Source organism: Snuella lapsa (assembly GCF_039539345.1).
Lineage (GTDB): Bacteria > Bacteroidota > Bacteroidia > Flavobacteriales > Flavobacteriaceae > Snuella > Snuella lapsa.
In genome coordinates this window covers 120,870-146,077 of sequence record NZ_BAABCY010000035.1, presented here as the reverse complement: position 1 = coordinate 146,077, position 25,208 = coordinate 120,870, and the positions used below count along the sequence as shown (strand labels likewise).

The window sequence follows — 25,208 nt, the reverse complement described above, 5'->3', positions numbered from 1 at the left end:
ATTAAATTTGAAACAGAAAACACACCGCAACTAGCTCTTTTTTATTAAATCATTACGTCGAACTCAGGTTAGAAAGTTAATAAGTACAGGATCGCCCTTTGAATTTGAAATAGGATATTCTCGAGCTGTTGTTCAAGATAAATGGATTTTTGTATCTGGTACCACAGGATATGATTACAAAACCATGACTATTAGTGATGATTTGGTTTCACAGACAGAACAGTGTTTAAAAAACATTAAAGATACCTTAGAAAAAGCAGACGCTTCTTTAGCTAATGTAGTTAGAGTAACTTATATACTTCCAAATGCGGATGATTTTAAACAATGTTGGCCGGTACTTAAAAAGTACTTTGGCGACATACGGCCTGCTGCTACGATGATAAATGCTGGTTTAGCCGATAATAAAATGAAAATTGAAATTGAAGTAACCGCTTTAAAACCTTAATTACTCTCTAATTAAGGGCAAAGTAGAACAACGCAACATACCTTCTTGTTTAGATATTTCAGCATAGGGTACTTCTTCAACGGTAAAACCTTGACTACGCAACCATTTGTTTAATCTTGTAAAATTCTTTTCGGAAACAATTACATCTTCTGAAATAGAAAATATATTACTGGTCATATCGTACATTTCGTCCTTAGTAATTTCAAAAATATTTTCTTTTCCAAAAAAATCAACCAACCATTCATACTCTCTTTCAATCAAGAAGCCGTTTTTATGAATAATAGCCTTGTCTTTCCCTATTGGCTGAAAGCAACAATCTAAATGTAGAGCGTTTTCTTTTGGGTCTGTATTTGATTTTCTGAGTTCAAATGATTTAACAATCTTGTTTGGGAATAACTCTTGAATGGCTATAACTGCATCCATGTTAGTTCTGGCCGTAATCAACTCGGGATAATCTTCTCCTGAATAAGTCCCAATAAATATATAATCGTTCCACGGCATGACATCTCCGCCCTCAACATGGCATTCATCGGGTAAAACAATCCTGTTTTTACTATCAACTTGATCCCATACGTATTGTATTGCCTTAATTTCCTGCTCTCTATTAGGAAGTATATTTGCTCTAATAATTTTATCTTCAATTACAAAAGCTATATCTCGCGAGAAAATCTGGTTACAATCTTTAATAACTTCTGGTCTAAAAACTTTAACATCATATTTCTTAAAAACAGCAGCCACAGCTTCCATTTCTATAACCATATCCTCTTCGGTTGGATAGGTACCTTCCAAAACATGCTGAATGCTTTTAGGGTCATAACAATCTTCAACCTTGGGAATTGCCCCATTGCTCTCGGCTGTTCCCAAAATAACTGCACGCAATCTTGCGGTTTCGTTTTTTATATGAAGTTTTAACATGCTGTAAATATAAAAAAGCTCCATAAGTATTAGTTATGAAGCTTCTTATTTTTTTGAACAACTTTGTTTTATCTTTGGTCAATAGGCAGGAACGACCTATGTGTTTTACCAATATACAACTGTCTTGGTCTTCCTATTGGTTCCTTACGCAAACGCATTTCTCTCCATTGCGCAATCCACCCTGGCAAGCGGCCTAATGCAAACATAACAGTAAACATATCGGTTGGAATTCCCATAGCTCTATAAATGATCCCTGAATAAAAGTCTACATTCGGATACAATTTTCTTTTCACAAAATAATCGTCGTGTAAAGCTTCATTTTCCAATCCTTTGGCTATATCTAAAATAGGGTCTACTACTCCTAAATCACCTAATACTTCATCTGCAGCTTTTTTTATGATCTTTGCTCTAGGGTCAAAATTCTTATATACTCTGTGGCCAAAGCCCATTAAACGGAATGGATCGGTCTTATCTTTTGCTTTTGCCATATACTTTTTGGTATCACCCCCATCTAATTTTATGGCCTCAAGCATTTCTAAAACAGCTTGATTTGCCCCACCATGTAACGGTCCCCAAAGAGCTGATATTCCCGCCGACAGGGAAGCAAACAGGCCTGCATGTGAAGAACCAACAATTCTAACTGTAGATGTAGAACAGTTCTGCTCATGGTCTGCATGAAGGATTAAAAGCTTATCTAAAGCATCAACCAAAACTTTGTTTTGAACATATTCTTCATTAGGCTGTCTAAACATCATTTTTAAGATGTTCTCAACATAACCTAAGTTTTTATCCCCATAATCTAATGGCAACCCTTCCTTCTTACGGAGTGTCCATGCAACCAATACTGGAAATTTACCCAGAATTTTCACCACCGACTTATACATATCTTCTTCGGAATTCACATTCACCGAAGATGGGTTAAATGCAGTTAGAGCACTTGTTAAGGAGGCTATAACTCCCATTGGGTGTGCCGACTTAGGAAAGGCATCTAAAATCTTCTTTACATCTTCATCTACAATAGACTGCGCTTTAATATCTGCATGAAATTTATCACTCTGCTCTTTAGTAGGCAATTCTCCAAATATTAAAAGAAAAGCTACTTCTAAAAAATCAGCTTTATCGGCCAATTCCTCTATTGAATATCCTCGATATCTTAAAATTCCTTTTTCACCATCTAAAAACGTAATTTCACTTTCACAAGATCCCGTATTTTTATATCCCGAATCTAAAGTTGTTATACCTCCCGTTACACTTCTTAGATTAGAAATATCTATAGCTACTTCATTTTCTGTTCCTGTAACTAAAGGAAATTCATTCTTCGTACCGTTAATTTCTATAGTGGCAGTATTTGACATATATTTAAAATTGTTTTTTTGATTTTGAGAGTCGCTAATTTACGAAATATCTCTCCGTTTTTAAAGGTTTCCTGCAAAGATTTAGTCATTTTAAATTTTAGTTAAAATGACCTCAAAAAAAAGCGATTATTTAAAAAAATAATCGCTTTTTTACTAAAATATTATCATCTGGCTATTTTATTTTAAAAGCCTTTTCTTGTGGGAAGTAAGCAACATCTGCTAATTCCTCTTCAATTCGAAGCAATTGGTTATATTTTGCCATACGGTCACTACGTGATGCGGATCCTGTTTTTATTTGACCAGTGTTCAATGCTACTGCCAAATCGGCTATAGTATTGTCTTCGGTCTCTCCAGAACGGTGAGACATCACTGAGGTATAACCTGCATTATGAGCCATATTTACAGCTGCAATAGTTTCTGTTAAGGTTCCTATTTGGTTAACCTTAATAAGAATAGAATTTGCTATACCATTTTCGATACCGCGAGATAAGCGTTCTACATTAGTCACAAATAAATCATCACCTACAAGTTGTACTTTTTCGCCTACTTTTTCGGTTAAGTATTTCCAACCCTCCCAGTCGTTTTCATCCATTCCATCCTCTATTGAAATAATAGGGTATTTTTCGACCAGTTCAGCCAAGTAATCCGCTTGTTCTTTACTGGTTCTTACCTTACCTGTTTCGCCTTCGAACTTCTTGTAGTTATACTCTCCATTCTCATAAAATTCTGCCGAAGCACAATCTAAAGCAATCTTAACTTCTTCTCCGAACTTGTAACCTGCTTTTTCTACAGCCTTTGCAATAGTATCGATAGCATCTTCAGTACCGTCTAAAGTAGGAGCAAAACCACCTTCATCACCAACAGCTGTACTCAAACCTCTTTCATGTAATACTTTTTTAAGGTTGTGGAATATTTCTGTACCCATTTGCATTGCATGTGTAAAATTATTTGCTTTTACAGGCATAATCATAAACTCCTGGAATGCAATTGGAGCATCACTATGCGACCCTCCATTGATAATATTCATCATTGGTAAGGGAAGTGTGTTAGCAGAAACACCACCTACGTAACGATACAACGGTAATCCTAACTCTGATGCTGCCGCTTTAGCTACTGCTAAAGATACTCCAAGAATTGCATTGGCTCCTAATTTGGATTTGTTTGAAGTTCCATCTAAATCAATCATCAATTGATCGATTAAATTTTGTTCAAACACCGATACACCTAATAATTCTTCGGCTATAATGGAATTAACATTTTCAACTGCTTTTAATACGCCTTTCCCCATATAAGTATCGCCTCCATCTCGTAATTCGACAGCTTCATGTTCTCCTGTTGAAGCCCCTGAAGGTACAGCTGCCCTACCTAAAATACCATTTTCTGTTACAACATCTACTTCTACTGTAGGGTTACCTCTAGAATCTAAAATTTGTCTTGCGTGGATATTAATTATTGCGCTCATATGTCTTATTTTTAACTTTTATTACTTCAAATTTACGGCTAAATCTTGTTTAATTTTAGAGGTTTTTAAAGAAATAACCAAAATCTCCTCTATAACGTTTTAGTAAACAAAGCCCTCAAAAAAATGAGGTTTTCTTGAGGGCTGACTATTTTATTTGCTTTTCTTTATATTTTCTATAAACTGATCGAAAAGATAGGAAGAATCATGTGGACCTGGACTAGCTTCTGGATGGTACTGAACCGAAAAACAATTTTTGTTTTTCATTGCCAATCCAGCTACTGTATGGTCATTTAAATGTACATGTGTTATTTCTAAATCGCTATGAGATTCGGCTTCTTCCCTATTTACTGCAAATCCGTGGTTTTGTGATGTAATTTCTCCTTTACCAGTAGTAAGATTTTTTACTGGATGGTTAATACCACGGTGTCCATGATGCATTTTATAAGTTGATACACCGTTTGCTATTGCAATAACCTGATGACCAAGACAGATGCCAAATAATGGCAAATCTCTATTAATAATCTCCTTTGCCAAAGCTTGCGCTTCTTTTAAAGGTTCTGGATCTCCTGGCCCATTAGATAAGAAATAACCATCAGGGTTCCAATCACTCAACTCTTCGAATGTTGCATTATAAGGGAACACTTTTATGTAAACATCGCGTTGAGCAATATTTCGTAATATATTCTTTTTGATTCCAATGTCCAAAGCTGCCACTTTATAAGTCGCATTTTCATCTCCGAAGTAATACGGCTCTTCTGTTGATACTTTTGATGCCAACTCCAAACCATTCATATTTGGCACTTCAGCTAATTGTTTCTTCAAACCGTCAATATTATCAACATCCGTAGATATTACGGCATTCATAGCCCCATTGTCTCTAATATAGCTCACTAAAGCTCTTGTGTCTACATCAGAAATTGCCAAAAGGTTGTTATCATTTAAAAATGTCTCTAAAGAACTATCTGCAGCATCACGAGAATAATCGTAGCTAAAATTTTTACAAATCAAACCAGCTATCTTAATAGAATCTGATTCAATTTCTTCTGCATTAGTTCCGTAGTTACCAATGTGGGCATTGGTTGTTACCATCAATTGGCCGTAGTAAGAAGGATCGGTAAAAATTTCTTGATACCCAGTCATACCCGTATTAAAGCATACTTCACCAAATGAAGTTCCTTGCTTGTTACCTACAGCTTTTCCATAAAAAATAGTACCGTCTGCCAAAAGAATTATGGCATTTTGTCTTTTTTGATATTTCATTTATTCAATAAAAAAGTTTTGCAAAATTGCACAAAAAAAAGGATAAACTAAAATAGTTTATCCTTTATATTTTAAATGTATATTAACATCTATTCTTCCTCTTCGTTGGTTGCTTTCGTTTCAACAACTGGAGCGGCTGCTGGCTTAGAACCACCTCTTCTGCTTCGTCTTGTTGTTTTCTTCTTGGCTTTTTCTGCGTTGTAGATTTCGTTATAATCTACCAACTCTATCATAGCCATGTCTGCATTATCTCCTAAACGATTACCCAACTTAATAATTCTAGTATAACCACCTGGTCTATCGGCAATCTTTGTTGCCACATCCCTAAACAACTCAGTAACGGCATCCTTTTGTCTCAATCTAGACATTACAATACGTCTGTTATGTGTAGTGTCTTCTTTTGACTTGGTAATCAAAGGCTCAACAAACTGCTTTAAAGCTTTAGCTTTAGCTACAGTTGTATTGATACGTTTGTGTTCTATCAAAGAACAAGCCATGTTAGCCAACATTGATTTTCTGTGGGCTGATTTTCTTCCTAAATGGTTAAATTTCTTTCCGTGTCTCATGACATTTCATTTAGTCTTCATCTTGTCTCTACCCTTTTTGGGGAGCAAAATATGAAGGTATTAATTATTTAATTTACTCTTTTGATTTACAATTTTAAATTTAAGAAACTTGACAGTGTTTAATTTGCCATTCAAAAATCTACAATTCAAAATTGTTAGTCTTTATCTAATTTATATTTACTTAAATCCATTCCGAAATTCAAACCCTTAACACTTACAAGCTCTTCAAGCTCTGTTAATGATTTTTTACCAAAATTACGGAACTTCATCAAATCATTTTTGTTAAATGACACTAAGTCTCCTAATGTATCTACTTCGGCAGCCTTTAAACAATTAAGTGCACGTACCGATAAATCCATATCGATTAACTTCGTTTTAAGAAGCTGTCTCATATGTAAAGATTCTTCATCATATGTTTCAGTTTGTGCAATCTCATCAGCTTCTAATGTAATACGCTCATCAGAGAATAACATGAAGTGGTGAATTAAGGTTTTAGCTGCTTCTGTTAAAGCATCTTGAGGTGTAATAGAGCCGTCCGTAATGATCTCAAAAACCAATTTTTCATAATCTGTCTTTTGCTCTACACGGTAATTCTCTATGCTATACTTAACATTCTTTATAGGTGTGTATATTGAATCTGTAAAGATAGTTCCTATAGGAGCAGCAGCTTTTTTGTTTTCTTCTGCCGGTACATAACCTCTACCTTTTTCTATAGTAATCTCTAAGTTAAAGTTTACTTTAGGATCTAAGTTACAAATTACCAATTCGGTATTTAACACTTGGAATCCTGAAATAAATTTCTGGAAATCACCAGCTTTAATTTGATCTTGCCCAGAAATCGATATTGAAACAGATTCGTTGTCAATGTCATCGATCTGTCTTTTAAAACGAGCTTGTTTTAGGTTTAAAATGATTTCTGTAACATCTTCAACAACGCCAGCAATCGTAGAGAACTCATGATCTACACCTTCAATTTTAACCGATGTAATAGCAAATCCTTCTAAAGATGAAAGTAAAACTCTTCTTAATGCGTTACCTACTGTTAATCCATAACCGGGTTCTAAAGGACGAAATTCGAATTTGCCTTCAAAATCGGTTGAATCAATCATGATTACTTTGTCAGGCTTTTGAAAATTAAATACTGCCATATTTTTTCTTCGTTTTAATTGCTATTTAGTTGCGCGGTTTAAAAGTTTGAAGAAGTACCAATAAACCCTTTGGCTAAATACCAATGTTTTTAAATTATTATTTAGAGTATAATTCGACTATGAATTGCTCGTTTATGTTTTCTGGAATTTGAATTCTAGCAGGAACTGCAACATAAGTTCCTTGCTTAGTATCGTTATTCCATGTAATCCATTCGTAAACGTGGTTTGAATTAGCCAAAGATTGCGTTATTACATCTAAAGACTTAGACTTTTCTCTTACGGCTATAATATCTCCAGCTTTTAAAGAATAGGATGGGATGTTTACTAATTCTCCATTAACAGTAATGTGTCTGTGAGACACTAATTGTCTTGCAGCACTTCTAGATGGAGCAATTCCCATTCTGTAGACTACATTATCCAATCTAGATTCACATAATTGTAATAATACCTCACCGGTAATACCTTGTGCAGCTCTTGCACGTTTAAACATATTTCTGAACTGACGCTCTAAAACACCGTATGTGTATTTAGCTTTTTGCTTTTCCATTAACTGGATTGCATATTCAGATTTTTTTCCACGACGCTTAGCGTTACCGTGTTGACCTGGAGGGTAATTTCTTTTTTCAAAAGACTTATCTTCTCCAAAAATAGCTTCACCAAACTTGCGAGCTATTTTAGTTTTAGGACCAGTATATCTTGCCATTTTAAATTGTGTTTTTAAGAGTAGTTATGAATTAAGGTCTTAATCTTATCCTTCGATAACCAGTAATCTCTTGTTTTTGATACTTGTTATTGTTATTATTTTTCAGTTTGCAAATTTATACAAAAAATTAATACCATCTTTAAATCAGATGATATTAATTTTTTTGTCGTTTTTACTCCTTTGCCTTGGCTCAGGGCAGGTTTACAGATATGCTTTTAACAAAACAGTAAACCAAACAATTGTAATTGTTATACTCTTCTACGTTTTGGAGGTCTACAACCATTATGTGGTAGTGGTGTAACATCGATAATTTCGGTTACTTCAATACCTGAGTTGTGAATGGAACGAATAGCAGACTCTCTACCGTTTCCAGGACCTTTAACATAAACTTTTACTTTTTTCAAGCCAGCTTCTTGAGCTACTTTTGCAGCATCTTCAGCCGCCAATTGTGCAGCATAAGGAGTATTTTTCTTAGAACCTCTAAACCCCATTTTACCAGCAGAAGACCAAGAAATTACGTCTCCTTTTTTATTGGTAAGTGAAATAATAATGTTATTGAAAGATGCTGTTACGTGAGCTTCACCAACAGAGTCAACAATAACTTTACGTTTTTTAGTGCTTGTTTTTGCCATATTTTCTAGTTTTTAGCTGTTAGTTATAGTCGCTAGAATCCTAAACCTAAATAATTTCAAACAGATTCTTTCCAACGTCTAAATACTAAAGACTAAATTTCTAATTATTATTTAGTTGCTTTTTTCTTATTAGCAACAGTTTTTCTTCTACCTTTTCTAGTTCTAGAATTGTTTTTAGTACGTTGTCCTCTTAATGGAAGACCAGCTCTATGACGAATTCCTCTATAACAACCAATATCCATTAGTCGTTTAATATTTAATTGAGTTTCAGAACGTAATTCACCTTCAATGGTGTAAGTTCCTACTGCTTCACGAATACTTCCGATTTCATCGTCTGTCCAATCTTGTACTTTAGTACTTTCATCAACTTTAGCTGTTGCCAAAATTTCTTTAGCTCTACTTTTACCTATTCCATAGATATAAGTTAAAGAGATAACGCCTCTTTTGTTTTTTGGTATGTCTACACCTGCAATTCTTGCCATATCTTTTTAGTTTCTAGTTGTTAGTTTTTAGTTGTTAGAATCCTAAACATTTCTATTTCAAGCAGATTCATCTAACTTCTAAACACTAATGACTTATGTCTAATTTATCCTTGTCTTTGTTTAAATCTAGGATTCTTTTTGTTAATTACGTAAAGTCTACCCTTTCTACGCACGATTTTACAATCTGCACTTCTTTTTTTAACTGATGCTCTTACTTTCATTTTTCTTAGTTTAAAGTTTAAAGTTTAAAGTTTAAAGTTGATTAAATCTAGCCTTCAACTTTCACTTACAACTTTATAGCTCATTTAATATCTATAAGTTATTCGAGCCTTCGTTAGATCGTAAGGACTCATTTCTAATTTAACTTTATCTCCTGGTAATAATTTTATATAATGCATACGCATTTTACCTGAGATGTGTGCAGTCACAATGTGACCATTTTCTAATTCAACACGGAACATGGCATTTGATAATGCTTCTATAATTGTTCCATCTTGTTCTATTGCTGCTTGTTTTGCCATAGTATAATAATTAAGCTACTGCTTTTCTATTTTTACCTGTTTTCATCAAGCCATCGTAATGTCTATTCAACAAGTAAGAATTCACTTGTTGCATAGTGTCAATTGCAACTCCAACCATGATTAATAATGAGGTTCCTCCGAAAAACAAGGCCCATCCGGCTTGAACGTCCATAAGCTGTACAATAACAGCTGGGAACACAGCTATAATTGCTAAGAATATAGAACCCGGTAAGGTTATTTGAGACATTATCTTATCAAGATATTCTGATGTTTCAGAACCTGGGCGAATACCTGGGATAAAACCACCACTACGCTTTAAATCGTCTGCCATTTTGTTAGTTGGTACTGTAATTGCTGTATAGAAATATGTAAATACAATAATTAACAAAGCAAATACTAAATTATACCAAAAACCAAACATGTTGTTTCCAAACTCTGTTTGAAGCCATTGTCCAACTGCTGAATCCTTCAAAGAATCTAAGCCTCCTATCAGCCCTGGCACAAACATGATAGCCTGAGCAAAGATAATAGGCATTACCCCTGATGCATTAAGTTTTAAAGGAATATATTGTCTAGATCCTGCCATAACATTCTTTTCGTATCCACCCGACGCTGTACGTCTTGCGTACTGAACAGCTATTTTCCTAACTGCCATTACGAGCATAATAGATGCCAAAATGATAACAAACCAAATAACTAATTCGAAAAGAATCAACATGATGTTATTACCTTCCAACCTAGTAGCGGCGTTTTGTAAGAATGACTGTGGCAATCTAGCTATAATACCTACCATAATTAATAAGGAAATACCATTACCAATTCCTTTATCGGTAATCTTTTCTCCTAACCACATAGCAAAAATACAGCCTGTAACTAAAATAGATACCGATGAGAAATAAAACAATGGTCCTGTCCCTAATAAAAAGGCACTTTGAGGAATACCCAAACTTGGTAAGCTAGCCAAATAACCAGGTGCTTGTAACAAACAAATAGCTATTGTTAACCATCTTGTTATTTGAGTGATTTTTTTCTGTCCACTTGCTCCTTCCTTTTGTAACTTTTGTAAATAAGGAATTGCAATCCCCATTAACTGTACAACAATAGAAGCTGAAATGTATGGCATGATACCTAGTGCAAAAACAGATGCATTAGCAAATGCACCTCCAGTAAAGGCATTAAGTAATCCTAAAATACCTTGTTCGGTATTATCACCTAGAGCTTCTAATTGCGAAGCATCGACACCAGGTAATACCACTTGGGCACCAAAACGATAAACTAAAAGCAGACTCAAAGTAACAATGATTCTGTTTCTTAGTTCCTCTATTTTCCAAACATTTTTTAACGATTCTATAAATTTCATACGTTTAATAAGGTCTTATAACGTTACTGCTTCACCTCCAGCAGCTTCAATAGCAGCTTTTGCTGAAGCTGAAAACTTATGTGCAGATACTTTTAATTTTGCTTTTAACTCTCCTCTACCTAATATTTTAACCAGATCATTTTTTCCAACTAAATTATTAGTAAATAGTGTTTCAAAATCTACGGTATCACCTATTTTCTTATCATCAACCAGTTGTTGTAAAGTATCCAAGTTAATACCTTGGTATTCTACACGGTTAATATTTGTAAAACCAAATTTGGGAACACGTCTTTGAATAGGCATTTGTCCTCCTTCAAATCCAATTTTCTTAGAATAGCCAGAACGTGATTTAGCTCCTTTGTGACCACGAGTAGCAGTACCACCTTTACCAGAACCTTGTCCTCTACCTATCCTTTTCCCTTGGCTTTTTACTGAACCTTCTGCAGGTTTTAAATTACTTAAATCCATTTTTCAGTTTATATTTTTAAGCTTCTTCAACAGAAACTAAATGTGAAACTTTAGCAACCATACCAAGAATATTTGGTGTAGCTTCATGCTCTTTAACTTGACCAATCTTTTTAAGACCTAAAGCTTCTAACGTTCTTTTTTGTCTTTGCGTACGATTGATAGCGCTTTTAACTTTTGTTACTTTAATCTTTGCCATCTTTGATGTTATTATTAAGCGTTAAAAACTTTTTCAAGTGTAATACCTCTATCTCGAGCTATTGCATTGGCATCTCTTAATTGTAACAAAGCGTCGAATGTTGCTTTTACTACATTATGAGGGTTAGATGATCCTTGAGATTTTGATAGTACATCATGTACTCCAACGGCTTCAAGAACTGTTCTAACTGCACCTCCAGCAATAACACCGGTACCTGGAGCAGCTGGAATAATGTTTACTCTTGCTCCACCAAATTTACCTTTTTGCTCGTGTGGCAAAGTTCCTTTTATAATAGGAATTCTAACAAGGTTTTTCTTAGCGTCTTCTACAGCTTTTGCAATAGCACTTGCTACATCTTTAGACTTCCCTAAACCTTGTCCTACAACACCAGCTTCGTCACCAACTACAACAATTGCTGAAAAACCGAATGCTCTACCACCTTTGGTCACTTTTGTTACTCTTTGTACACCAACTAGACGATCTTTTAAATCTAATCCACCTGGTTTTACTAACTCTGCGCTTTTGTATTTACGATACATAATTTCTTAGAATTTAAGTCCTGCTTCTCTAGCTCCTTCAGCTAATGATTTTACTCTTCCATGGTATAAATAACCACCTCTATCAAAAGAGACAGTTTCTACACCAGCCTTTAAAGCTTTTTCAGCAAGTGCTTTACCTACTAATTTAGCCACTTCAACTTTAGTTGCTTTCGCAGAACTAATATCTTTATCTCTAGAAGATGCAGCACTGATTGTTTTACCAGTTACGTCATCTACCAATTGAGCATAAATTTCTTTATTACTTCTATAAACAGCTAATCTTGGTCTTGCCTCTGTACCAGAAACAACCTTACGGATTCTGTTTTTTATTCTTAGTCTTCTTTCGTTCTTTGTCAATGCCATAACTTAATTATTAAGCTGATTTACCTGCTTTTCTTCTTATTTCTTCACCAACAAACTTGATTCCTTTTCCTTTGTAAGGTTCAGGCTTTCTAAAACCACGAATCTTCGCTGCTACTTGACCAACTAATTGTTTATCATGAGAAGTCAATTTAACAATTGGATTCTTCCCTTTTTCAGATATAGTTTCAACCTTAACTTCTGGAGCTATTTCTAAAACGATATTATGTGAGAATCCTAATGCTAAATCTAATTTTTGTCCTTGATTAGATGCTCTATAACCTACACCTATCAACTCTAACTCTTTAGTCCACCCATTAGATACACCTACAATCATGTTATTCAACAATGATCTGTACAAACCATGTTTTGCTTTTTGGTCTTTAGAATCTGAAGAACGTGTTACTAAAACATTAGCATCTTCTACTGTAATCTCTACAGTATCGTAACTTTGAGATAATTCTCCTAGCTTACCTTTTACTGTAACGACTCCGTCTTTTATATCAACTGTAACACCTTCTGGGATTGCTACTGGATTATTTCCTATTCTTGACATGTCTCTATCTTTTTAGTAAACGTAACACAATACTTCACCACCTACATTATCTCTTTTGGCTTGTTTACCAGTCATTACTCCATGAGAAGTTGAAACGATGGCTATACCAAGACCATTAAGAATTCTAGGCAGTTCTTTAGAACTAGCATACTTACGTAAACCTGGTTTACTTATTCTTTGAATCTTTTTAATTACAGGTTCTTTAGTTTCTTTATTGTACTTAAGTGCTATTTTAATAGTACCTTGTACAGTAGAATCGTCGAACTTGTAGCTTAAAATATATCCTTGTTCGAATAATATTTTAGTGATGTCCTTTTTTAAATTAGATGCAGGTATCTCGACCACTCTGTGGTTAGCACGCACTGCGTTTCTAATTCTTGTAAGATAATCCGCTATAGGATCTGTATACATAATTATTGATTTGCGGTTATGGTTTTCAAAAAGAACTATTTCCGTTTGAACCTATAACCAATTAAAATATTTTACCAACTTGCTTTTTTAACGCCTGGGATAAGGCCTTGATTGGCCATTTCTCTAAACGTTACACGTGAAATACCAAAAGTTCTCATATAGCCTTTTGGTCTTCCTGTTAATTTACATCTATTATGCATGCGAATTGGGGAAGCATTTTTAGGTAACTTTTGTAATGCTTCGTAATCGCCAGCTTCTTTTAAAGCTTTACGTTTCTCTGCATACTTTGCTACTGTTTTAGCTCTTTTTACCTCGCGGGCTTTCATTGATTCTTTAGCCATGTCTTAGTTCTTTTTAAAAGGTAACCCTAATTCAGTTAATAATGATTTTGCTTCTTTATCTGTCTCGGCAGAAGTTACAAATGTAATATCCATTCCTGAGATTTTATTAACTTTATCAATATTTATCTCTGGAAAAATAATTTGTTCTGTAATTCCAAGGTTGTAATTACCTCTTCCATCGAATCCAGTCGCCTTAATTCCGTTAAAATCTCTTACCCGAGGTAAGGCAGAAGTAACTAAACGATCTAAAAATTCATACATTCTTTCTCCACGTAAGGTTACTTTAGCGCCAATTGGCATCCCTTTACGCAATTTAAATGATGCAACGTCCTTTTTAGAAATTGTAGCTACAGCTTTCTGTCCAGATATAGTTGTTAATTCTTCTACTGCGTAGTCGATTAACTTTTTATCTGCTACTGCAGCTCCAACACCTTTAGATATTACTATCTTTTCTAGTTTTGGAACTTGCATAACATTCTTATATCCAAATTCTTCTGTAAGAGCTGCAATAACTCTGCTTTTATACTCTTCTTTAAGTCTAGGTGAATATGCCATAACTATATTACTTCATTAGATTTTTTTGAAAATCTTACTTTCTTATCGCCTTCTATTCTATATCCAACACGTGTTGTTTCTCCTTTCGAAGTTAACAACGATAAGTTAGAAATATGGATAGCAGCTTCTTTTTCTACGATACCACCTTGTGGGTTCTGTGCACTTGGTTTAGTATGTTTCTTAACCAAGTTGATCCCTTCTACAATGGCTTTGTTTTTTGCTATTAATACCTTTTGAACTTTGCCTTCGGCACCTTTATGGTCTCCAGCAATCACTCTTACAGTATCTCCAGTTTTTATTTTAAGCTTTGTCATCTTAATAATCCATTAAAGCACTTCAGGTGCTAATGATACAATTTTCATGAATTGTTTATCACGAAGTTCTCTAGCAACAGGACCAAACACACGTGTACCTCTCATCTCTCCCGCAGGGTTTAAAAGCACACAAGCGTTATCATCAAATCTAATATAAGATCCGTCTGGTCTTCTTACTTCTTTCTTAGTACGTACAACAACTGCTGTCGATACGGCACCTTTTTTAATGTTTCCATTAGGTGTTGCATCTTTAACAGAAACAACTATTTTGTCTCCTACAGAAGCATATCTTCTTTTAGTACCACCTAGAACACGTATTGTTAATACTTCTTTTGCTCCAGTGTTATCTGCTACTTTTAATCTTGATTCTTGCTGTACCATAATTACTTAGCTCTTTCTATGATTTCAACTAATCTCCAACATTTAGATTTACTTAAAGGTCTTGTTTCCATGATCCTTACAGTATCTCCAATATTACAATCATTTGTTTCGTCGTGTGCAACATATTTCTTTGTTTTTAACACGAACTTACCATACATAGGGTGTTTTACTTTTTTAACCTCTGCAACCACAATGGATTTTTGCATTTTGTTACTTGTAACAACTCCTATACGTTCTTTTCTTAAATTTCTTGTTTCCATCTTTCGCAGAATTATTGTAATTCTCTTTTAGTTAATTCTGTCGCAATTCTTGCTACAGTACGTCTAATTGTACGTAATTGAATTGGGTTTTCTAAAGGAGATATTGCATGAGCTAATTTTAAATCTGAATAGCTCTTTTTTGTCTCACCAAGTTTTTCCTGTAACTCAGCGGTTGATAATTCTTTAATTTCTGATTGTTTCATAATATCAAATAAATTATGCTTCGTAATCGCGAGCAATTATAAACTTAGTTTTAACTGGTAGTTTTTGAGCTGCCAAGCGTAACGCTTCTTTTGCTATTTCAATTGGCACTCCTCCTACTTCAAAAAGCACACGTCCTGGCTTTACAACTGCTACCCAATATTCAACGGCACCTTTACCTTTACCCATACGTACTTCAAGAGGTTTCTTAGTAATTGGCTTATCTGGAAATATTTTAATCCAAAGTTGCCCTTCTCTTTTCATGTAACGTGTAGCAGCAATACGTGCAGCCTCTATTTGGCGTGATGTAATAAATTGAGAGTCTAATGCTTTTATACCAAAAGTTCCGTTTGAAAGTTGATTTCCTCTTTGGGAAAGACCTTTCATACGTCCTTTTTGTTGCTTACGAAATTTTGTTCTTTTAGGCTGTAACATTTTTCTTTACTTTATAAAAAATTACTTTCTACGACGAGGCTTTGAATTTCCACGCCCTCCGGCTCCACCTTTTCCTTGCTTTTTGGACAATCCAACAAGCGGAGAAAGTTCTCTTTTACCATATACTTCACCTTTCATGATCCATACTTTAACACCTAATCTACCATAAGTAGTATGTGCTTCAACTAAAGCATAATCAATATCGGCTCTAAAGGTCGATAAAGGAATGCGTCCTTCTTTGTAGTGTTCTGAACGTGCCATTTCAGCACCATTTAAACGACCACTAATCTGGATCTTAATTCCTTCTGCATTCATACGCATTGTAGCAGCAATAGCCATTTTTATCGCACGACGGTAAGAAATTCTGTTTTCTATTTGACGTGCAATACTTGATGCCACTAAAAATGCATCTAGTTCAGGTCTCTTTATCTCAAAGATGTTAATCTGAACTTCTTTTCCAGTAATTTTCTTAAGCTCTTCTTTTAACTTGTCTACCTCTTGACCGCCTTTACCAATAATGATACCTGGACGCGCCGTAGTGATAGTAACGGTTACAAGTTTTAAGGTTCGCTCTATAATTACTCTGGATACACTAGCTTTAGATAAACGTGCATGAACGTATTTTCTAATTTTGTCATCTTCAGCAAGCTTATCTCCATAATCATTGCCTCCATACCAATTAGATTCCCATCCTCTGATAATACCTAAGCGATTTCCGATTGGATTTGTTTTTTGTCCCATACTTCTATCTTAGCTTTGTGTGTTATTGTTAGCTCCAACTACTATTGTTACGTGGTTAGAACGCTTTCTTATTCTGTGAGCACGACCTTGAGGAGCTGGACGTAATCTTTTTAACATAGATCCGCCATCTACTCTAATTTCCTTTACAAATAATTCGGCCTCTTCAATATTAGCATCTTCGTTTTTAGATTGCCAGTTTGCGATTGCAGACAACAACAATTTCTCTAAACGGTTAGACGCTTCTTTTTGACTGAATTTTAATATGTTAAGTGCTTTCTCTACGCGTTCACCTCTTACTAAATCGGCTACTAAACGCATTTTTCTTGGAGATGTAGGACAATTATTAAGTTTAGCAAAAGCAACATGCTTCTTTCTTTCCTTAATAGCGTCTGCCATTTGTTTTTTACGACTTCCCATAGCTTACTACTTTTTACCTTTGTTTTTAGCACCTGCATGACCTCTAAACGATCGTGTTGGTGAAAATTCTCCTAATTTATGACCTACCATATTTTCTGTAACGTAAACAGGCACAAATTGACGGCCATTATGCACTGCAATTGTTTGTCCAACAAAATCTGGAGTAATCATACTGGCTCTAGACCAAGTCTTAATTACTGTCTTTTTATCAGCTTCTACATTAGCAGCTACTTTTTTCTCTAATTTATAATGAACGTAAGGTCCTTTTTTTAATGATCTTGCCATGTCTTATTTCTTTCTACGTTCTACAATGTATTTATTTGTTGGATTCTTTTTAGAACGTGTTCTAAATCCTTTAGCAGGAACGCCGTTTCTAGATCTTGGATGTCCACCAGAAGCACGTCCTTCACCACCACCCATTGGGTGATCAACAGGGTTCATAACTACAGGTCTAGTACGAGGTCTTCTACCTAACCATCTTGTTCTACCTGCTTTACCAGATACTAACAACTGATGGTCTGAGTTAGAAACAACTCCGATAGTAGCCATACAATTAACCAGAATTAATCGTGTTTCTCCAGATGGTAACTTAATTGTAGCAAACTTCCCGTCTCTTGCCATTAACTGAGCAAAAGCTCCAGCACTTCGTGCAATTACAGCACCTTGCCCTGGTCTTAGCTCAACACAAGAAATAATCGTTCCTAATGGAATTTGGCTTAATGGCATTGCATTTCCAATTTCTGGAGCAATACCCTCTGATCCTGACACTACATTTTGTCCTACTTGCAAACCATTTTGGGCGATAATGTATCTTTTCTCACCGTCTTGATAGTTTAACAACGCGATAAATGCTGTCCTGTTTGGATCGTATTGAATCGACTTAACTTCGGCAGGAATTCCTGCTTTGTCTCTTTTAAAATCGATAATACGATACTTTCTTTTATGACCTCCACCTATATAGCGCATGGTCATTTTTCCTTGACTGTTTCTACCACCAGATCTTTTATTCGGAACGAGCAAGCTCTTTTCCGGCTTATCAGTAGTAATGGCGTCAAATCCATTAACTACTCTAAAACGCTGACCTGGCGTGATTGGTTTTAATTTTCTTACTGACATTCTTGTCTAATTACATGTTACTGTATAAATCAATCATTTCACCTTCCGCCAGTTGTACAATTGCTTTTTTAACAGCATTTGTTTTACCATGTTGAATACCTGTTTTTGTATAACGGGTTCTTCTATCTGGACGGACATTTATAGTACGAACTTTTTCAACAGAAACACCATAAGCAGCCTCAACCGCTTTTTTAATTTCTACCTTGTTCGCCTTTGTATTCACCGAAAACGTATAGCAGTTTCTTAACTCGCTATCTGTAGTCGCTTTTTCTGTGATTATAGGTTTAATTAAGATACTCATCTGTTTCTTATTTACTTAAGTTTGTTTCAATTCCTTCTAAAGCACCTTCTAAAAGCACTACTTGATTTGCATTTAAAATCTTATAAGTGCTTAATTCTGTGTTAGTTACAACTTCAGAACCTTTTAAATTGCGCGATGACAAATATACATTATTATTTGACCCTCCCAACACAAACAAAGATTTTTTATCTTCTAGGTTTAAGGCTTTTAGCACTGCGGTAAAGTTTTTTGTTTTTGGCGACTCAAATGTAAAGTCTTCCAATACAACGATAGACTTCTCGCTAGCTTTAATACTTAATGCCGATTTACGTGCTAAACGCTTAAGGTTTTTATTAAGTTTGAAGCTGTAATTTCTTGGTCTTGGCCCAAACATACGACCTCCTCCTTTAAATACACCAGACTTAATACTACCTGCTCTTGCAGTACCAGTACCTTTTTGTTTTTTAATCTTACGTGTACTTCCAGATATCTCACCACGCTCTTTAGACTTGTGAGTTCCTTGTCTTTGGTTTGCTAAGTATTGCTTAACATCCAAATATACCGCATGATTATTAGGCTCAATAGCAAATACTTCTTGAGAAAGGTTCGCCTTTCTACCAGTATCTTTTCCGTTTATATCTAAAACTGCTACTTCCATTACTTTCTAATAATTACATAAGAGTTTTTGTGTCCAGGCACGCAACCTTTAACAACAAGTAGGTTCTTTTCAGCTACTACTTTTAACACTCTTAAATTTTGAACTTTCACTTTTTCTCCACCCATTCTTCCGGCCATTTTCATGCCCTTGAATACGCGTGCAGGATACGACGCAGCTCCAATTGACCCTGGTGCTCTTAAACGGTTGTGCTGACCGTGGGTAGCTTGACCTACACCACCAAATCCGTGACGTTTTACAACACCCTGGAATCCTTTTCCTTTAGATGTTCCTGATACATCAACAAATTCTCCTTCGTTGAAGTGCTCTACAGTGATTGCATCACCTAACTTGTACTCCTCATCAAAACCTTTGAATTCAACAACTTTGCGTTTTACAGAAGTCCCTGCCTTTTTAGCATGACCTAGATCAGCCTTAGTAGCACTTTTTTCTGTCGCGTCATCGAAACCAAGCTGTACAGCTTCATAGCCATCAACTTCATTGGTTCTGACTTGGGTAACGATACATGGTCCAGCTTCGATTACTGTACATGGAATATTCTTTCCATTTTCATCAAAGATGCTGGTCATACCGACTTTCTTTCCTATTAACCCAGACATATTTACTATTTATTAATTATTACTATTTGTTATTAAAAATTCAAGGCCAAAACACATTTCGACCTTGAACTGCATTTTTCCGTTTTTCCCGCGACCGCATCGGTGGGACATGTTAGATTCCTGCCTTCGCAGGAATGGCAAACTATACTTTTATCTCTACTTCAACACCACTTGGTAATTCAAGTTTCATCAAAGCATCAATTGTTTTAGATGATGATGAATAAATATCAAGTAAACGCTTATAAGAGCTTAATTGAAATTGTTCTCTTGACTTTTTATTTACGTGTGGTGAACGTAAAACAGTGAAAATTTTCTTGTGAGTTGGTAATGGAATTGGCCCAGTTACAACAGCACCTGTACTTTTTACTGTTTTTACAATCTTATCAGCAGACTTGTCTACTAAATTGTGATCGTAAGATTTTAATTTTATTCTGATTTTTTGACTCATTTTCTTAATATTTAAGCTTCAACACCTTTAGCAGCTTTAATCACTTCTTCAGAAATATTTGAAGGTGTCTCAGCATAATGTGAAAATTCCATAGTTGATGTCGCACGACCTGAAGATAATGTTCTTAACGTCGTTACGTATCCGAACATTTCTGATAATGGCACGGTAGCTTTTACTGTTTTAGCTCCAGCTCTATCTCCCATATCACTAACTTGACCACGACGACGGTTTAAGTCACCTACAATATCACCCATATTTTCTTCTGGAGTGATAACTTCAAGTTTCATGATTGGTTCCATAATCACAGCTTTAGCAGCTTTAGCGGCAGCTTTAAACCCAAGCTTAGCAGCTAATTCGAACGATAATTGATCTGAATCTACATCGTGATAAGAACCGTCAGTTAATGTCACTTTCATAGCATCAACTTCATATCCTGCCAAAGGTCCATTAACCATAGCCATTTTGAATCCTTTCTCTACAGATGGAATAAATTCTTTTGGAACGTTACCACCTTTTATTTCGGAAACAAACTCTAATCCAACCTTACCTTCTTCAGCAGGCTCTAGTGTAAATACAATATCTGCGAATTTACCACGTCCACCAGATTGTTTCTTGTAAACTTCTCTGTGCTCTGCACGTTGTGTAATAGCTTCTTTGTACTCAACTTGAGGCTGTCCTTGATTAACTTCAACCTTAAACTCACGCTTCAAACGGTCAACAATAATATCTAAGTGAAGTTCACCCATTCCAGAAATAATAGTCTGTCCTGAAGCTTCATCTGTCCTAGCTGTAAATGTTGGATCTTCTTCAGATAATTTAGCCAAAGCCATACCTAATTTATCAACATCTGCCTTAGTCTTAGGCTCAACCGCTATACCAATTACTGGATCTGGAAAATCCATAGATTCCAACACAATTGGTGCGTTTTCTGCAGACATGGTATCACCTGTCTTAATATCTTTAAACCCTACAGCTGCTCCAATATCTCCCGCTTCAATAAAATCAATAGCATTTTGCTTGTTTGAGTGCATTTGGTAGATACGTGAGATACGCTCTTTTTTACCTGAACGGTTATTCAAAATATAAGAACCTGCATCCAAACGACCAGAATAAGCTCTAAAGAATGCCAAACGTCCAACAAAAGGATCGGTAGCAATTTTAAATGCTAATGCTGAGAATGGATCTTTTACATCTGGCTTACGAACTTCTTCAGCTCCTGTGTTTGGGTTAGTCCCTACAATATTATCTCTATCTATAGGTGAAGGCAAATAACGACATACAGCATCTAACAAGAACTGCACCCCTTTATTTTTAAATGAAGAACCACAAATCATGGGAATAATAGCCATATCCATTACAGCAGCTCTAAGTGCAGCGTGCACTTCTTCTTCTGTAATTGAATCTTCATCTTCCATGAATTTTTCTAAAAGATTCTCATCGTAAGTAGCAACTTCTTCAATTAAAAGTGCACGATATTTACGAGCTTCTTCCTTCATGTCTTCTGGAATATCGATAACATCAAAAGTAGCCCCTTGTGTTTCATCATGCCATATAATAGCACGGTTTTTAACTAAATCGATAATTCCTTTAAAGTCTGCCTCATCACCAATGTTCAATACAATTGGCACTGCATTAGACTTCAACATATCTTTTACCTGTTGACAAACACCTAAAAAGTTAGATCCTTGACGGTCCATTTTATTAACAAAACCAATCCTTGGAACTTTGTAGTTATCTGCAAGTCTCCAGTTAGTTTCAGATTGAGGCTCTACACCATCAACTGCACTAAATAAAAACACCAATCCGTCTAATACACGTAGTGAACGGTTCACCTCTACGGTAAAGTCAACGTGACCTGGAGTATCTATTATATTAAAATGATAACCTTCAGTATCAGGTGTTGGTTGTCCATTCTCTAACGGGAAGTTCCATGTACAAGTGGTAGCAGCCGAGGTAATTGTGATACCTCTTTCTTGTTCCTGCTCCATCCAATCCATAGTAGCGGCACCATCATGAACCTCACCAATTTTGTGGGACACTCCTGTATAATAAAGAATACGCTCTGTAGTAGTAGTTTTACCTGCATCAATATGTGCAGCAATACCAATATTTCTAGTAAATTTTAAATCTCTTGCCATTTCTTATTAAAATCTAAAGTGAGAGAATGCTTTATTTGCTTCTGCCATTTTATGAGTATCAACTCTTTTCTTAACGGCCGCCCCTTCTTCTTTAGCTGCTGCTAAAATCTCAGCTGCTAACCTTTGTGACATAGATTTCTCATTCCTTTTACGCGCATATCCTATTAACCACTTCATCGCTGTTGATATCTTGCGGTCAGGACGTATTTGCATTGGAATTTGAAAAGTAGCACCTCCAACACGACGGCTACGCACTTCTACGTGAGGCATCACATTAGATAAAGCATCTTTCCAAATCTCTAAGGCAGATTTTTCATCGTCTGTCTTTTTAGCATCTACAATGTCAATCGCATCATAGAAAACTTTAAACGCTACAGACTTTTTACCATCCCACATCATGTTATTTACAAAACGCGTAACCAACTGATCGTTAAATCTTGGATCCGGTAAAAGCGGTCTTTTTTTAGCTTGTCTTTTTCTCATGTCTTCTTTTAAGTTATTTGTTATTGGCTAACGGCTAACAGTTTTAGTTTTACAACTTTTAACTTTTAACTTTTAACTTCTAACTCTGTTTTACTTTTTAGGGCGTTTAGCACCGTACTTAGATCTACGTTGTGTTCTACCTGCTACACCAGCTGTGTCTAAGGCGCCACGAACGATATGATATCTAACTCCCGGTAAATCTTTTACCCTTCCACCTCTAACCAATACTATCGAGTGCTCTTGTAAATTGTGTCCTTCTCCTGGGATGTATGCATTTACCTCATTACCATTTGTTAATCTAACCCTTGCAACTTTACGCATTGCTGAGTTAGGTTTCTTTGGTGTTGTAGTGTAAACACGCGTACAAACCCCACGTCTTTGAGGACAAGAATTCAAAGCAGCCGATTTACTCTTCTTGGTTATTTTGGCTCTTCCTGTTCTTACTAATTGTGAAATTGTTGGCATAAATTATATATAAATTTAAAAATCCTCTTCTAAGAGGGCTGCAAAGGTAGAAATTAAAATTAAAAATTCAAATCCTAAAACATTAATTTTCAACTAAGTTTAAAATTAATAAGCATGTCTGTATTATAAGTATATGTTTTCCGTTAGATTTACACAATGAATGTACACTTTGTTTAACGTGAAAAAACTTCTATTTTTACTCCTTATTATATGCTCTCTCTTTGCTTCGGAATCCTATAGTCAAAACCTGCGCCTTAAAATCAAAGGAACCTCCGATACCGACTCCCATACCATAGATTCCATAGGCTACGTTAGCACGCCCCATAAGAACTACGTCTCAATAGCAAACGAAATTAAAACACTTCAAAAAAAACTTTCAAAGCTAGGTTATATTGAAAACAAATGCTCGCCCGCAATTAAACTAAATGACTCCACCTTTTCAACCACCTTCGAGTTAAAAAAGAAATACCACACCATATATATATATTACGACAATACTACCATAGATGCTTCCATTTTAAAAGCCATTTCAAAACGTGTTTTTGATACTTACTTCGAATTAGATTTTAAAACCATCGAGAATTCACTACATTATATCAACTCAAAAAACATTGAAAAAGGCTTCCCTTTTTCTAAACTGAGATTAGCCAACATCGTTCCTACTGAAAATTTAAAACTAAGAGCCGACTTAGTCCTCGAATCCCACAAAGAACCAAGAACCATAAACAATATTATAATAAGGGGGTATGAATTGTTCCCTAAAGCATATCTAAACCATTTCTTTAAAATAAAACCCAAGCAAATTTATAACAGCGATAACATAAAAAGAAAAACAGAATTATTTAACAACCTGAATTTTGCCAACCAAATAAAGCCCCCTGAAGTATTATTCTCAAAAGATTCCACAATTGTTTATTTATACATAGAAAAATCAAAAAGTAATTCGTTTAACGGTTTTTTAGGATTTGGAACTAACACCGAAACTGGAAAGTTAGAATTTGACGGCTACTTAGATCTTAATCTTATTAATAATTTAAATTATGGAGAATCCTTAAAACTACTTTACAAGAGCGACGAGGGCAATCAAAAAACTTTTGAAACAAACTTAAGTCTTCCTTACCTATTCAAATCTCCAATAGGTATCAACCTGCGACTCCATATATTTAAAAAAGATTCGTTATTTACCACTATTAACCAATCAGCAAAGCTCAATTACCTCATTAATTCTAATCATAAAATATATTCAGGCGTTTTAACCTCTCAGTCAAGTAATTTACTATCCTTAAATACTAATACAAACATAAAAGACTACAAAACCACAGCTTTCACTTTTGCTTACGAATACACAAAAACCCAATCCAATAACTTATTATTTCCATTGCACTCAAATTTATATATAGAAACTACCTTAGGTAAAAGAATCTCATCGGACATCGAAAACAAACAAACTGGCATTACCCTAAACGCTTTTACAATCATCAATCTTAACAAAAAAAACAGTTTGTTTCTAAAAGTAAATAGTGCCAATTTAATATCTAATACGTACCTCGAAAATGAATTATTGCGATTTGGAGGCATCAATTCTATCAGAGGCTTTGAAGAGAACAGCTTACAGGCTTCTTTCTATAGTACAATAAATACCGAATACAGACTACAACTAGGCAACAATCTCTACATCCACACCATTACAGACGCTTCGTATTTTGAGAACAAAATGTTACATAGGAAAGAAAAACTATTTGGATATGGATTTGGTTTAGGAATCATAACTAAGTCTGGACTTTTTAAATTAAACTACGCTAATGGGAAAAGCGAAAATCAAAAATTTAAACTATCCAATTCAAAAGTTCATTTAAGCCTTACAACCCAGTTTTAAAGTATAAATTTTGCCTTTTGTCTATCGAGAAGGGTGAAAAAAGTAAATTTTAACCAATATTTATTGCTTTATTAAGATTTTATTAAGATTTTTGACATTGACT

The 25,208-nt window shown here is 35.1% G+C and carries 38 protein-coding genes; 2 read left to right on the top strand and 36 right to left on the bottom strand.

Going from position 1 to position 25,208, the window contains the following annotated elements:
* Positions 1-43: 43 nt before the first annotated feature.
* Positions 44-445 carry a RidA family protein gene (locus tag ABD792_RS07665; RefSeq protein WP_345005288.1) on the top strand — a complete coding sequence of 134 codons (402 nt, stop codon included), beginning with the start codon at positions 44-46 and terminating at the stop codon, positions 443-445.
* Here the strand turns inward: ABD792_RS07665 and ABD792_RS07660 are convergent, their stop codons facing one another.
* The 36 genes from ABD792_RS07660 to rpsL all read right to left on the bottom strand — a co-directional run bounded on the left by ABD792_RS07660 (position 446) and on the right by rpsL (position 23,229).
* Positions 446-1,360 (bottom strand): dimethylarginine dimethylaminohydrolase family protein, encoded by a 915-nt coding sequence (locus ABD792_RS07660; RefSeq protein WP_345005287.1) that lies wholly within the window; start codon positions 1,358-1,360, stop codon positions 446-448.
* Between the two features lie 68 nt (positions 1,361-1,428).
* Positions 1,429-2,715: a citrate synthase gene (locus ABD792_RS07655; RefSeq protein WP_345005286.1), complete on the bottom strand. Its 1,287-nt coding sequence runs from the start codon at positions 2,713-2,715 to the stop codon at positions 1,429-1,431.
* A gap of 172 nt (positions 2,716-2,887) precedes the next feature.
* Positions 2,888-4,177: a phosphopyruvate hydratase gene (gene eno, locus ABD792_RS07650; RefSeq protein ID WP_345005285.1), complete on the bottom strand. Its 1,290-nt coding sequence runs from the start codon at positions 4,175-4,177 to the stop codon at positions 2,888-2,890.
* Between the two features lie 150 nt (positions 4,178-4,327).
* Complete coding sequence (carA, locus tag ABD792_RS07645) at positions 4,328-5,437, bottom strand: glutamine-hydrolyzing carbamoyl-phosphate synthase small subunit (protein WP_345005284.1); 1,110 nt, start codon at positions 5,435-5,437, stop codon at positions 4,328-4,330.
* 89 nt (positions 5,438-5,526) lie between these two features.
* Positions 5,527-6,003: a 50S ribosomal protein L17 gene (gene rplQ, locus ABD792_RS07640; RefSeq protein ID WP_345005283.1), complete on the bottom strand. Its 477-nt coding sequence runs from the start codon at positions 6,001-6,003 to the stop codon at positions 5,527-5,529.
* A gap of 155 nt (positions 6,004-6,158) precedes the next feature.
* Positions 6,159-7,151 carry a DNA-directed RNA polymerase subunit alpha gene (locus tag ABD792_RS07635; protein WP_199112832.1) on the bottom strand — a complete coding sequence of 331 codons (993 nt, stop codon included), beginning with the start codon at positions 7,149-7,151 and terminating at the stop codon, positions 6,159-6,161.
* Between the two features lie 97 nt (positions 7,152-7,248).
* The gene (rpsD, locus tag ABD792_RS07630) at positions 7,249-7,854 is read right to left on the bottom strand and encodes a 30S ribosomal protein S4 (protein ID WP_345005282.1); all 606 of its coding nucleotides are present in this window, start codon (positions 7,852-7,854) and stop codon (positions 7,249-7,251) included.
* A gap of 248 nt (positions 7,855-8,102) precedes the next feature.
* Positions 8,103-8,486, bottom strand: a complete 384-nt coding sequence (rpsK, locus tag ABD792_RS07625; protein WP_345005280.1) for a 30S ribosomal protein S11 — start codon at positions 8,484-8,486, stop codon at positions 8,103-8,105.
* A gap of 107 nt (positions 8,487-8,593) precedes the next feature.
* Entirely contained in the window at positions 8,594-8,968 is a 375-nt protein-coding gene (gene rpsM, locus ABD792_RS07620; protein ID WP_345005279.1) for a 30S ribosomal protein S13, read from the bottom strand.
* Between the two features lie 104 nt (positions 8,969-9,072).
* Positions 9,073-9,189, bottom strand: coding sequence for a type B 50S ribosomal protein L36 (gene ykgO, locus ABD792_RS07615; protein ID WP_013305171.1), 117 nt, complete (start codon positions 9,187-9,189; stop codon positions 9,073-9,075).
* Positions 9,190-9,273: 84 nt separating this feature from the next.
* Positions 9,274-9,489, bottom strand: a complete 216-nt coding sequence (gene infA / locus ABD792_RS07610) for a translation initiation factor IF-1 (protein ID WP_007094967.1) — start codon at positions 9,487-9,489, stop codon at positions 9,274-9,276.
* Between the two features lie 10 nt (positions 9,490-9,499).
* A complete protein-coding gene (gene secY / locus ABD792_RS07605; protein WP_345005278.1) occupies positions 9,500-10,849 on the bottom strand; it encodes a preprotein translocase subunit SecY in 1,350 nt (449 codons plus the stop codon).
* A 15-nt stretch (positions 10,850-10,864) separates the two neighbouring features.
* Complete coding sequence (rplO, locus tag ABD792_RS07600; protein ID WP_345005277.1) at positions 10,865-11,317, bottom strand: 50S ribosomal protein L15; 453 nt, start codon at positions 11,315-11,317, stop codon at positions 10,865-10,867.
* A gap of 16 nt (positions 11,318-11,333) precedes the next feature.
* The gene (gene rpmD, locus ABD792_RS07595) at positions 11,334-11,513 is read right to left on the bottom strand and encodes a 50S ribosomal protein L30 (RefSeq protein WP_099563536.1); all 180 of its coding nucleotides are present in this window, start codon (positions 11,511-11,513) and stop codon (positions 11,334-11,336) included.
* Between the two features lie 14 nt (positions 11,514-11,527).
* Positions 11,528-12,052 (bottom strand): 30S ribosomal protein S5, encoded by a 525-nt coding sequence (rpsE, locus tag ABD792_RS07590; protein ID WP_199112805.1) that lies wholly within the window; start codon positions 12,050-12,052, stop codon positions 11,528-11,530.
* Between the two features lie 6 nt (positions 12,053-12,058).
* The gene (gene rplR / locus ABD792_RS07585) at positions 12,059-12,415 is read right to left on the bottom strand and encodes a 50S ribosomal protein L18 (protein WP_345005275.1); all 357 of its coding nucleotides are present in this window, start codon (positions 12,413-12,415) and stop codon (positions 12,059-12,061) included.
* A gap of 10 nt (positions 12,416-12,425) precedes the next feature.
* Positions 12,426-12,968, bottom strand: coding sequence for a 50S ribosomal protein L6 (gene rplF / locus ABD792_RS07580; RefSeq protein ID WP_345005274.1), 543 nt, complete (start codon positions 12,966-12,968; stop codon positions 12,426-12,428).
* Between the two features lie 12 nt (positions 12,969-12,980).
* Positions 12,981-13,379 (bottom strand): 30S ribosomal protein S8, encoded by a 399-nt coding sequence (rpsH, locus tag ABD792_RS07575; RefSeq protein WP_166967730.1) that lies wholly within the window; start codon positions 13,377-13,379, stop codon positions 12,981-12,983.
* A 71-nt stretch (positions 13,380-13,450) separates the two neighbouring features.
* A complete protein-coding gene (gene rpsN, locus ABD792_RS07570) occupies positions 13,451-13,720 on the bottom strand; it encodes a 30S ribosomal protein S14 (RefSeq protein WP_099563531.1) in 270 nt (89 codons plus the stop codon).
* Between the two features lie 3 nt (positions 13,721-13,723).
* Positions 13,724-14,275: a 50S ribosomal protein L5 gene (rplE, locus tag ABD792_RS07565; RefSeq protein WP_345005273.1), complete on the bottom strand. Its 552-nt coding sequence runs from the start codon at positions 14,273-14,275 to the stop codon at positions 13,724-13,726.
* Positions 14,276-14,277: 2 nt separating this feature from the next.
* Complete coding sequence (gene rplX / locus ABD792_RS07560) at positions 14,278-14,589, bottom strand: 50S ribosomal protein L24 (RefSeq protein ID WP_345005272.1); 312 nt, start codon at positions 14,587-14,589, stop codon at positions 14,278-14,280.
* A gap of 12 nt (positions 14,590-14,601) precedes the next feature.
* On the bottom strand, positions 14,602-14,970 hold the full coding sequence (rplN, locus tag ABD792_RS07555) for a 50S ribosomal protein L14 (RefSeq protein ID WP_199112796.1): 369 nt from the start codon (positions 14,968-14,970) through the stop codon (positions 14,602-14,604).
* Between the two features lie 2 nt (positions 14,971-14,972).
* On the bottom strand, positions 14,973-15,230 hold the full coding sequence (gene rpsQ, locus ABD792_RS07550) for a 30S ribosomal protein S17 (protein ID WP_117172447.1): 258 nt from the start codon (positions 15,228-15,230) through the stop codon (positions 14,973-14,975).
* An 11-nt stretch (positions 15,231-15,241) separates the two neighbouring features.
* On the bottom strand, positions 15,242-15,433 hold the full coding sequence (gene rpmC / locus ABD792_RS07545) for a 50S ribosomal protein L29 (RefSeq protein WP_199112794.1): 192 nt from the start codon (positions 15,431-15,433) through the stop codon (positions 15,242-15,244).
* A 13-nt stretch (positions 15,434-15,446) separates the two neighbouring features.
* Entirely contained in the window at positions 15,447-15,866 is a 420-nt protein-coding gene (gene rplP, locus ABD792_RS07540) for a 50S ribosomal protein L16 (RefSeq protein WP_199112792.1), read from the bottom strand.
* Positions 15,867-15,887: 21 nt separating this feature from the next.
* Entirely contained in the window at positions 15,888-16,607 is a 720-nt protein-coding gene (rpsC, locus tag ABD792_RS07535; protein ID WP_345005270.1) for a 30S ribosomal protein S3, read from the bottom strand.
* A 9-nt stretch (positions 16,608-16,616) separates the two neighbouring features.
* Complete coding sequence (rplV, locus tag ABD792_RS07530) at positions 16,617-17,024, bottom strand: 50S ribosomal protein L22 (RefSeq protein WP_199112779.1); 408 nt, start codon at positions 17,022-17,024, stop codon at positions 16,617-16,619.
* Positions 17,025-17,030: 6 nt separating this feature from the next.
* Positions 17,031-17,309: a 30S ribosomal protein S19 gene (gene rpsS / locus ABD792_RS07525; RefSeq protein ID WP_090841277.1), complete on the bottom strand. Its 279-nt coding sequence runs from the start codon at positions 17,307-17,309 to the stop codon at positions 17,031-17,033.
* A gap of 3 nt (positions 17,310-17,312) precedes the next feature.
* Positions 17,313-18,140, bottom strand: a complete 828-nt coding sequence (rplB, locus tag ABD792_RS07520; protein WP_345005268.1) for a 50S ribosomal protein L2 — start codon at positions 18,138-18,140, stop codon at positions 17,313-17,315.
* A gap of 10 nt (positions 18,141-18,150) precedes the next feature.
* Positions 18,151-18,441: a 50S ribosomal protein L23 gene (gene rplW / locus ABD792_RS07515; RefSeq protein WP_199112769.1), complete on the bottom strand. Its 291-nt coding sequence runs from the start codon at positions 18,439-18,441 to the stop codon at positions 18,151-18,153.
* Positions 18,442-18,448: 7 nt separating this feature from the next.
* Positions 18,449-19,078, bottom strand: coding sequence for a 50S ribosomal protein L4 (gene rplD / locus ABD792_RS07510; RefSeq protein WP_345005267.1), 630 nt, complete (start codon positions 19,076-19,078; stop codon positions 18,449-18,451).
* On the bottom strand, positions 19,078-19,695 hold the full coding sequence (gene rplC, locus ABD792_RS07505; protein WP_345005266.1) for a 50S ribosomal protein L3: 618 nt from the start codon (positions 19,693-19,695) through the stop codon (positions 19,078-19,080). Before rplC ends, rplD begins: the two co-directional genes overlap by 1 nt.
* Positions 19,696-19,837: 142 nt before the next feature.
* Positions 19,838-20,143: a 30S ribosomal protein S10 gene (rpsJ, locus tag ABD792_RS07500; protein ID WP_007650482.1), complete on the bottom strand. Its 306-nt coding sequence runs from the start codon at positions 20,141-20,143 to the stop codon at positions 19,838-19,840.
* An 11-nt stretch (positions 20,144-20,154) separates the two neighbouring features.
* Positions 20,155-22,281 carry an elongation factor G gene (gene fusA / locus ABD792_RS07495; RefSeq protein WP_345005265.1) on the bottom strand — a complete coding sequence of 709 codons (2,127 nt, stop codon included), beginning with the start codon at positions 22,279-22,281 and terminating at the stop codon, positions 20,155-20,157.
* Between the two features lie 6 nt (positions 22,282-22,287).
* On the bottom strand, positions 22,288-22,764 hold the full coding sequence (gene rpsG / locus ABD792_RS07490; RefSeq protein WP_345005264.1) for a 30S ribosomal protein S7: 477 nt from the start codon (positions 22,762-22,764) through the stop codon (positions 22,288-22,290).
* Positions 22,765-22,854: 90 nt separating this feature from the next.
* Positions 22,855-23,229, bottom strand: coding sequence for a 30S ribosomal protein S12 (gene rpsL / locus ABD792_RS07485; protein ID WP_199112753.1), 375 nt, complete (start codon positions 23,227-23,229; stop codon positions 22,855-22,857).
* Between the two features lie 178 nt (positions 23,230-23,407).
* Here rpsL and ABD792_RS07480 point away from each other — a divergent pair, with 178 nt between their 5' ends.
* Positions 23,408-25,105 carry a POTRA domain-containing protein gene (locus ABD792_RS07480; protein WP_345005262.1) on the top strand — a complete coding sequence of 566 codons (1,698 nt, stop codon included), beginning with the start codon at positions 23,408-23,410 and terminating at the stop codon, positions 25,103-25,105.
* Positions 25,106-25,208: the final 103 nt, after the last annotated feature.

What these genes read in the sequence shown, in the direction of transcription:
- ABD792_RS07660 (WP_345005287.1), bottom strand. Translation starts at nt 1,360, where the DNA reads ATGTTAAAACTTCATATAAAAAACGAAACCGCAAGATTGCGTGCAGTT.
- ABD792_RS07655 (WP_345005286.1), bottom strand. Translation starts at nt 2,715, where the DNA reads ATGTCAAATACTGCCACTATAGAAATTAACGGTACGAAGAATGAATTT.
- eno (WP_345005285.1), bottom strand. Translation starts at nt 4,177, where the DNA reads ATGAGCGCAATAATTAATATCCACGCAAGACAAATTTTAGATTCTAGA.
- carA (WP_345005284.1), bottom strand. Translation starts at nt 5,437, where the DNA reads ATGAAATATCAAAAAAGACAAAATGCCATAATTCTTTTGGCAGACGGT.
- rplQ (WP_345005283.1), bottom strand. Translation starts at nt 6,003, where the DNA reads ATGAGACACGGAAAGAAATTTAACCATTTAGGAAGAAAATCAGCCCAC.
- ABD792_RS07635 (WP_199112832.1), bottom strand. Translation starts at nt 7,151, where the DNA reads ATGGCAGTATTTAATTTTCAAAAGCCTGACAAAGTAATCATGATTGAT.
- rpsD (WP_345005282.1), bottom strand. Translation starts at nt 7,854, where the DNA reads ATGGCAAGATATACTGGTCCTAAAACTAAAATAGCTCGCAAGTTTGGT.
- rpsK (WP_345005280.1), bottom strand. Translation starts at nt 8,486, where the DNA reads ATGGCAAAAACAAGCACTAAAAAACGTAAAGTTATTGTTGACTCTGTT.
- rpsM (WP_345005279.1), bottom strand. Translation starts at nt 8,968, where the DNA reads ATGGCAAGAATTGCAGGTGTAGACATACCAAAAAACAAAAGAGGCGTT.
- ykgO (WP_013305171.1), bottom strand. Translation starts at nt 9,189, where the DNA reads ATGAAAGTAAGAGCATCAGTTAAAAAAAGAAGTGCAGATTGTAAAATC.
- infA (WP_007094967.1), bottom strand. Translation starts at nt 9,489, where the DNA reads ATGGCAAAACAAGCAGCAATAGAACAAGATGGAACAATTATAGAAGCA.
- secY (WP_345005278.1), bottom strand. Translation starts at nt 10,849, where the DNA reads ATGAAATTTATAGAATCGTTAAAAAATGTTTGGAAAATAGAGGAACTA.
- rplO (WP_345005277.1), bottom strand. Translation starts at nt 11,317, where the DNA reads ATGGATTTAAGTAATTTAAAACCTGCAGAAGGTTCAGTAAAAAGCCAA.
- rpmD (WP_099563536.1), bottom strand. Translation starts at nt 11,513, where the DNA reads ATGGCAAAGATTAAAGTAACAAAAGTTAAAAGCGCTATCAATCGTACG.
- rpsE (WP_199112805.1), bottom strand. Translation starts at nt 12,052, where the DNA reads ATGTATCGTAAATACAAAAGCGCAGAGTTAGTAAAACCAGGTGGATTA.
- rplR (WP_345005275.1), bottom strand. Translation starts at nt 12,415, where the DNA reads ATGGCATTGACAAAGAACGAAAGAAGACTAAGAATAAAAAACAGAATC.
- rplF (WP_345005274.1), bottom strand. Translation starts at nt 12,968, where the DNA reads ATGTCAAGAATAGGAAATAATCCAGTAGCAATCCCAGAAGGTGTTACA.
- rpsH (WP_166967730.1), bottom strand. Translation starts at nt 13,379, where the DNA reads ATGTATACAGATCCTATAGCGGATTATCTTACAAGAATTAGAAACGCA.
- rpsN (WP_099563531.1), bottom strand. Translation starts at nt 13,720, where the DNA reads ATGGCTAAAGAATCAATGAAAGCCCGCGAGGTAAAAAGAGCTAAAACA.
- rplE (WP_345005273.1), bottom strand. Translation starts at nt 14,275, where the DNA reads ATGGCATATTCACCTAGACTTAAAGAAGAGTATAAAAGCAGAGTTATT.
- rplX (WP_345005272.1), bottom strand. Translation starts at nt 14,589, where the DNA reads ATGACAAAGCTTAAAATAAAAACTGGAGATACTGTAAGAGTGATTGCT.
- rplN (WP_199112796.1), bottom strand. Translation starts at nt 14,970, where the DNA reads ATGGTACAGCAAGAATCAAGATTAAAAGTAGCAGATAACACTGGAGCA.
- rpsQ (WP_117172447.1), bottom strand. Translation starts at nt 15,230, where the DNA reads ATGGAAACAAGAAATTTAAGAAAAGAACGTATAGGAGTTGTTACAAGT.
- rpmC (WP_199112794.1), bottom strand. Translation starts at nt 15,433, where the DNA reads ATGAAACAATCAGAAATTAAAGAATTATCAACCGCTGAGTTACAGGAA.
- rplP (WP_199112792.1), bottom strand. Translation starts at nt 15,866, where the DNA reads ATGTTACAGCCTAAAAGAACAAAATTTCGTAAGCAACAAAAAGGACGT.
- rpsC (WP_345005270.1), bottom strand. Translation starts at nt 16,607, where the DNA reads ATGGGACAAAAAACAAATCCAATCGGAAATCGCTTAGGTATTATCAGA.
- rplV (WP_199112779.1), bottom strand. Translation starts at nt 17,024, where the DNA reads ATGGGAAGTCGTAAAAAACAAATGGCAGACGCTATTAAGGAAAGAAAG.
- rpsS (WP_090841277.1), bottom strand. Translation starts at nt 17,309, where the DNA reads ATGGCAAGATCATTAAAAAAAGGACCTTACGTTCATTATAAATTAGAG.
- rplB (WP_345005268.1), bottom strand. Translation starts at nt 18,140, where the DNA reads ATGTCAGTAAGAAAATTAAAACCAATCACGCCAGGTCAGCGTTTTAGA.
- rplW (WP_199112769.1), bottom strand. Translation starts at nt 18,441, where the DNA reads ATGAGTATCTTAATTAAACCTATAATCACAGAAAAAGCGACTACAGAT.
- rplD (WP_345005267.1), bottom strand. Translation starts at nt 19,078, where the DNA reads ATGGAAGTAGCAGTTTTAGATATAAACGGAAAAGATACTGGTAGAAAG.
- rplC (WP_345005266.1), bottom strand. Translation starts at nt 19,695, where the DNA reads ATGTCTGGGTTAATAGGAAAGAAAGTCGGTATGACCAGCATCTTTGAT.
- rpsJ (WP_007650482.1), bottom strand. Translation starts at nt 20,143, where the DNA reads ATGAGTCAAAAAATCAGAATAAAATTAAAATCTTACGATCACAATTTA.
- fusA (WP_345005265.1), bottom strand. Translation starts at nt 22,281, where the DNA reads ATGGCAAGAGATTTAAAATTTACTAGAAATATTGGTATTGCTGCACAT.
- rpsG (WP_345005264.1), bottom strand. Translation starts at nt 22,764, where the DNA reads ATGAGAAAAAGACAAGCTAAAAAAAGACCGCTTTTACCGGATCCAAGA.
- rpsL (WP_199112753.1), bottom strand. Translation starts at nt 23,229, where the DNA reads ATGCCAACAATTTCACAATTAGTAAGAACAGGAAGAGCCAAAATAACC.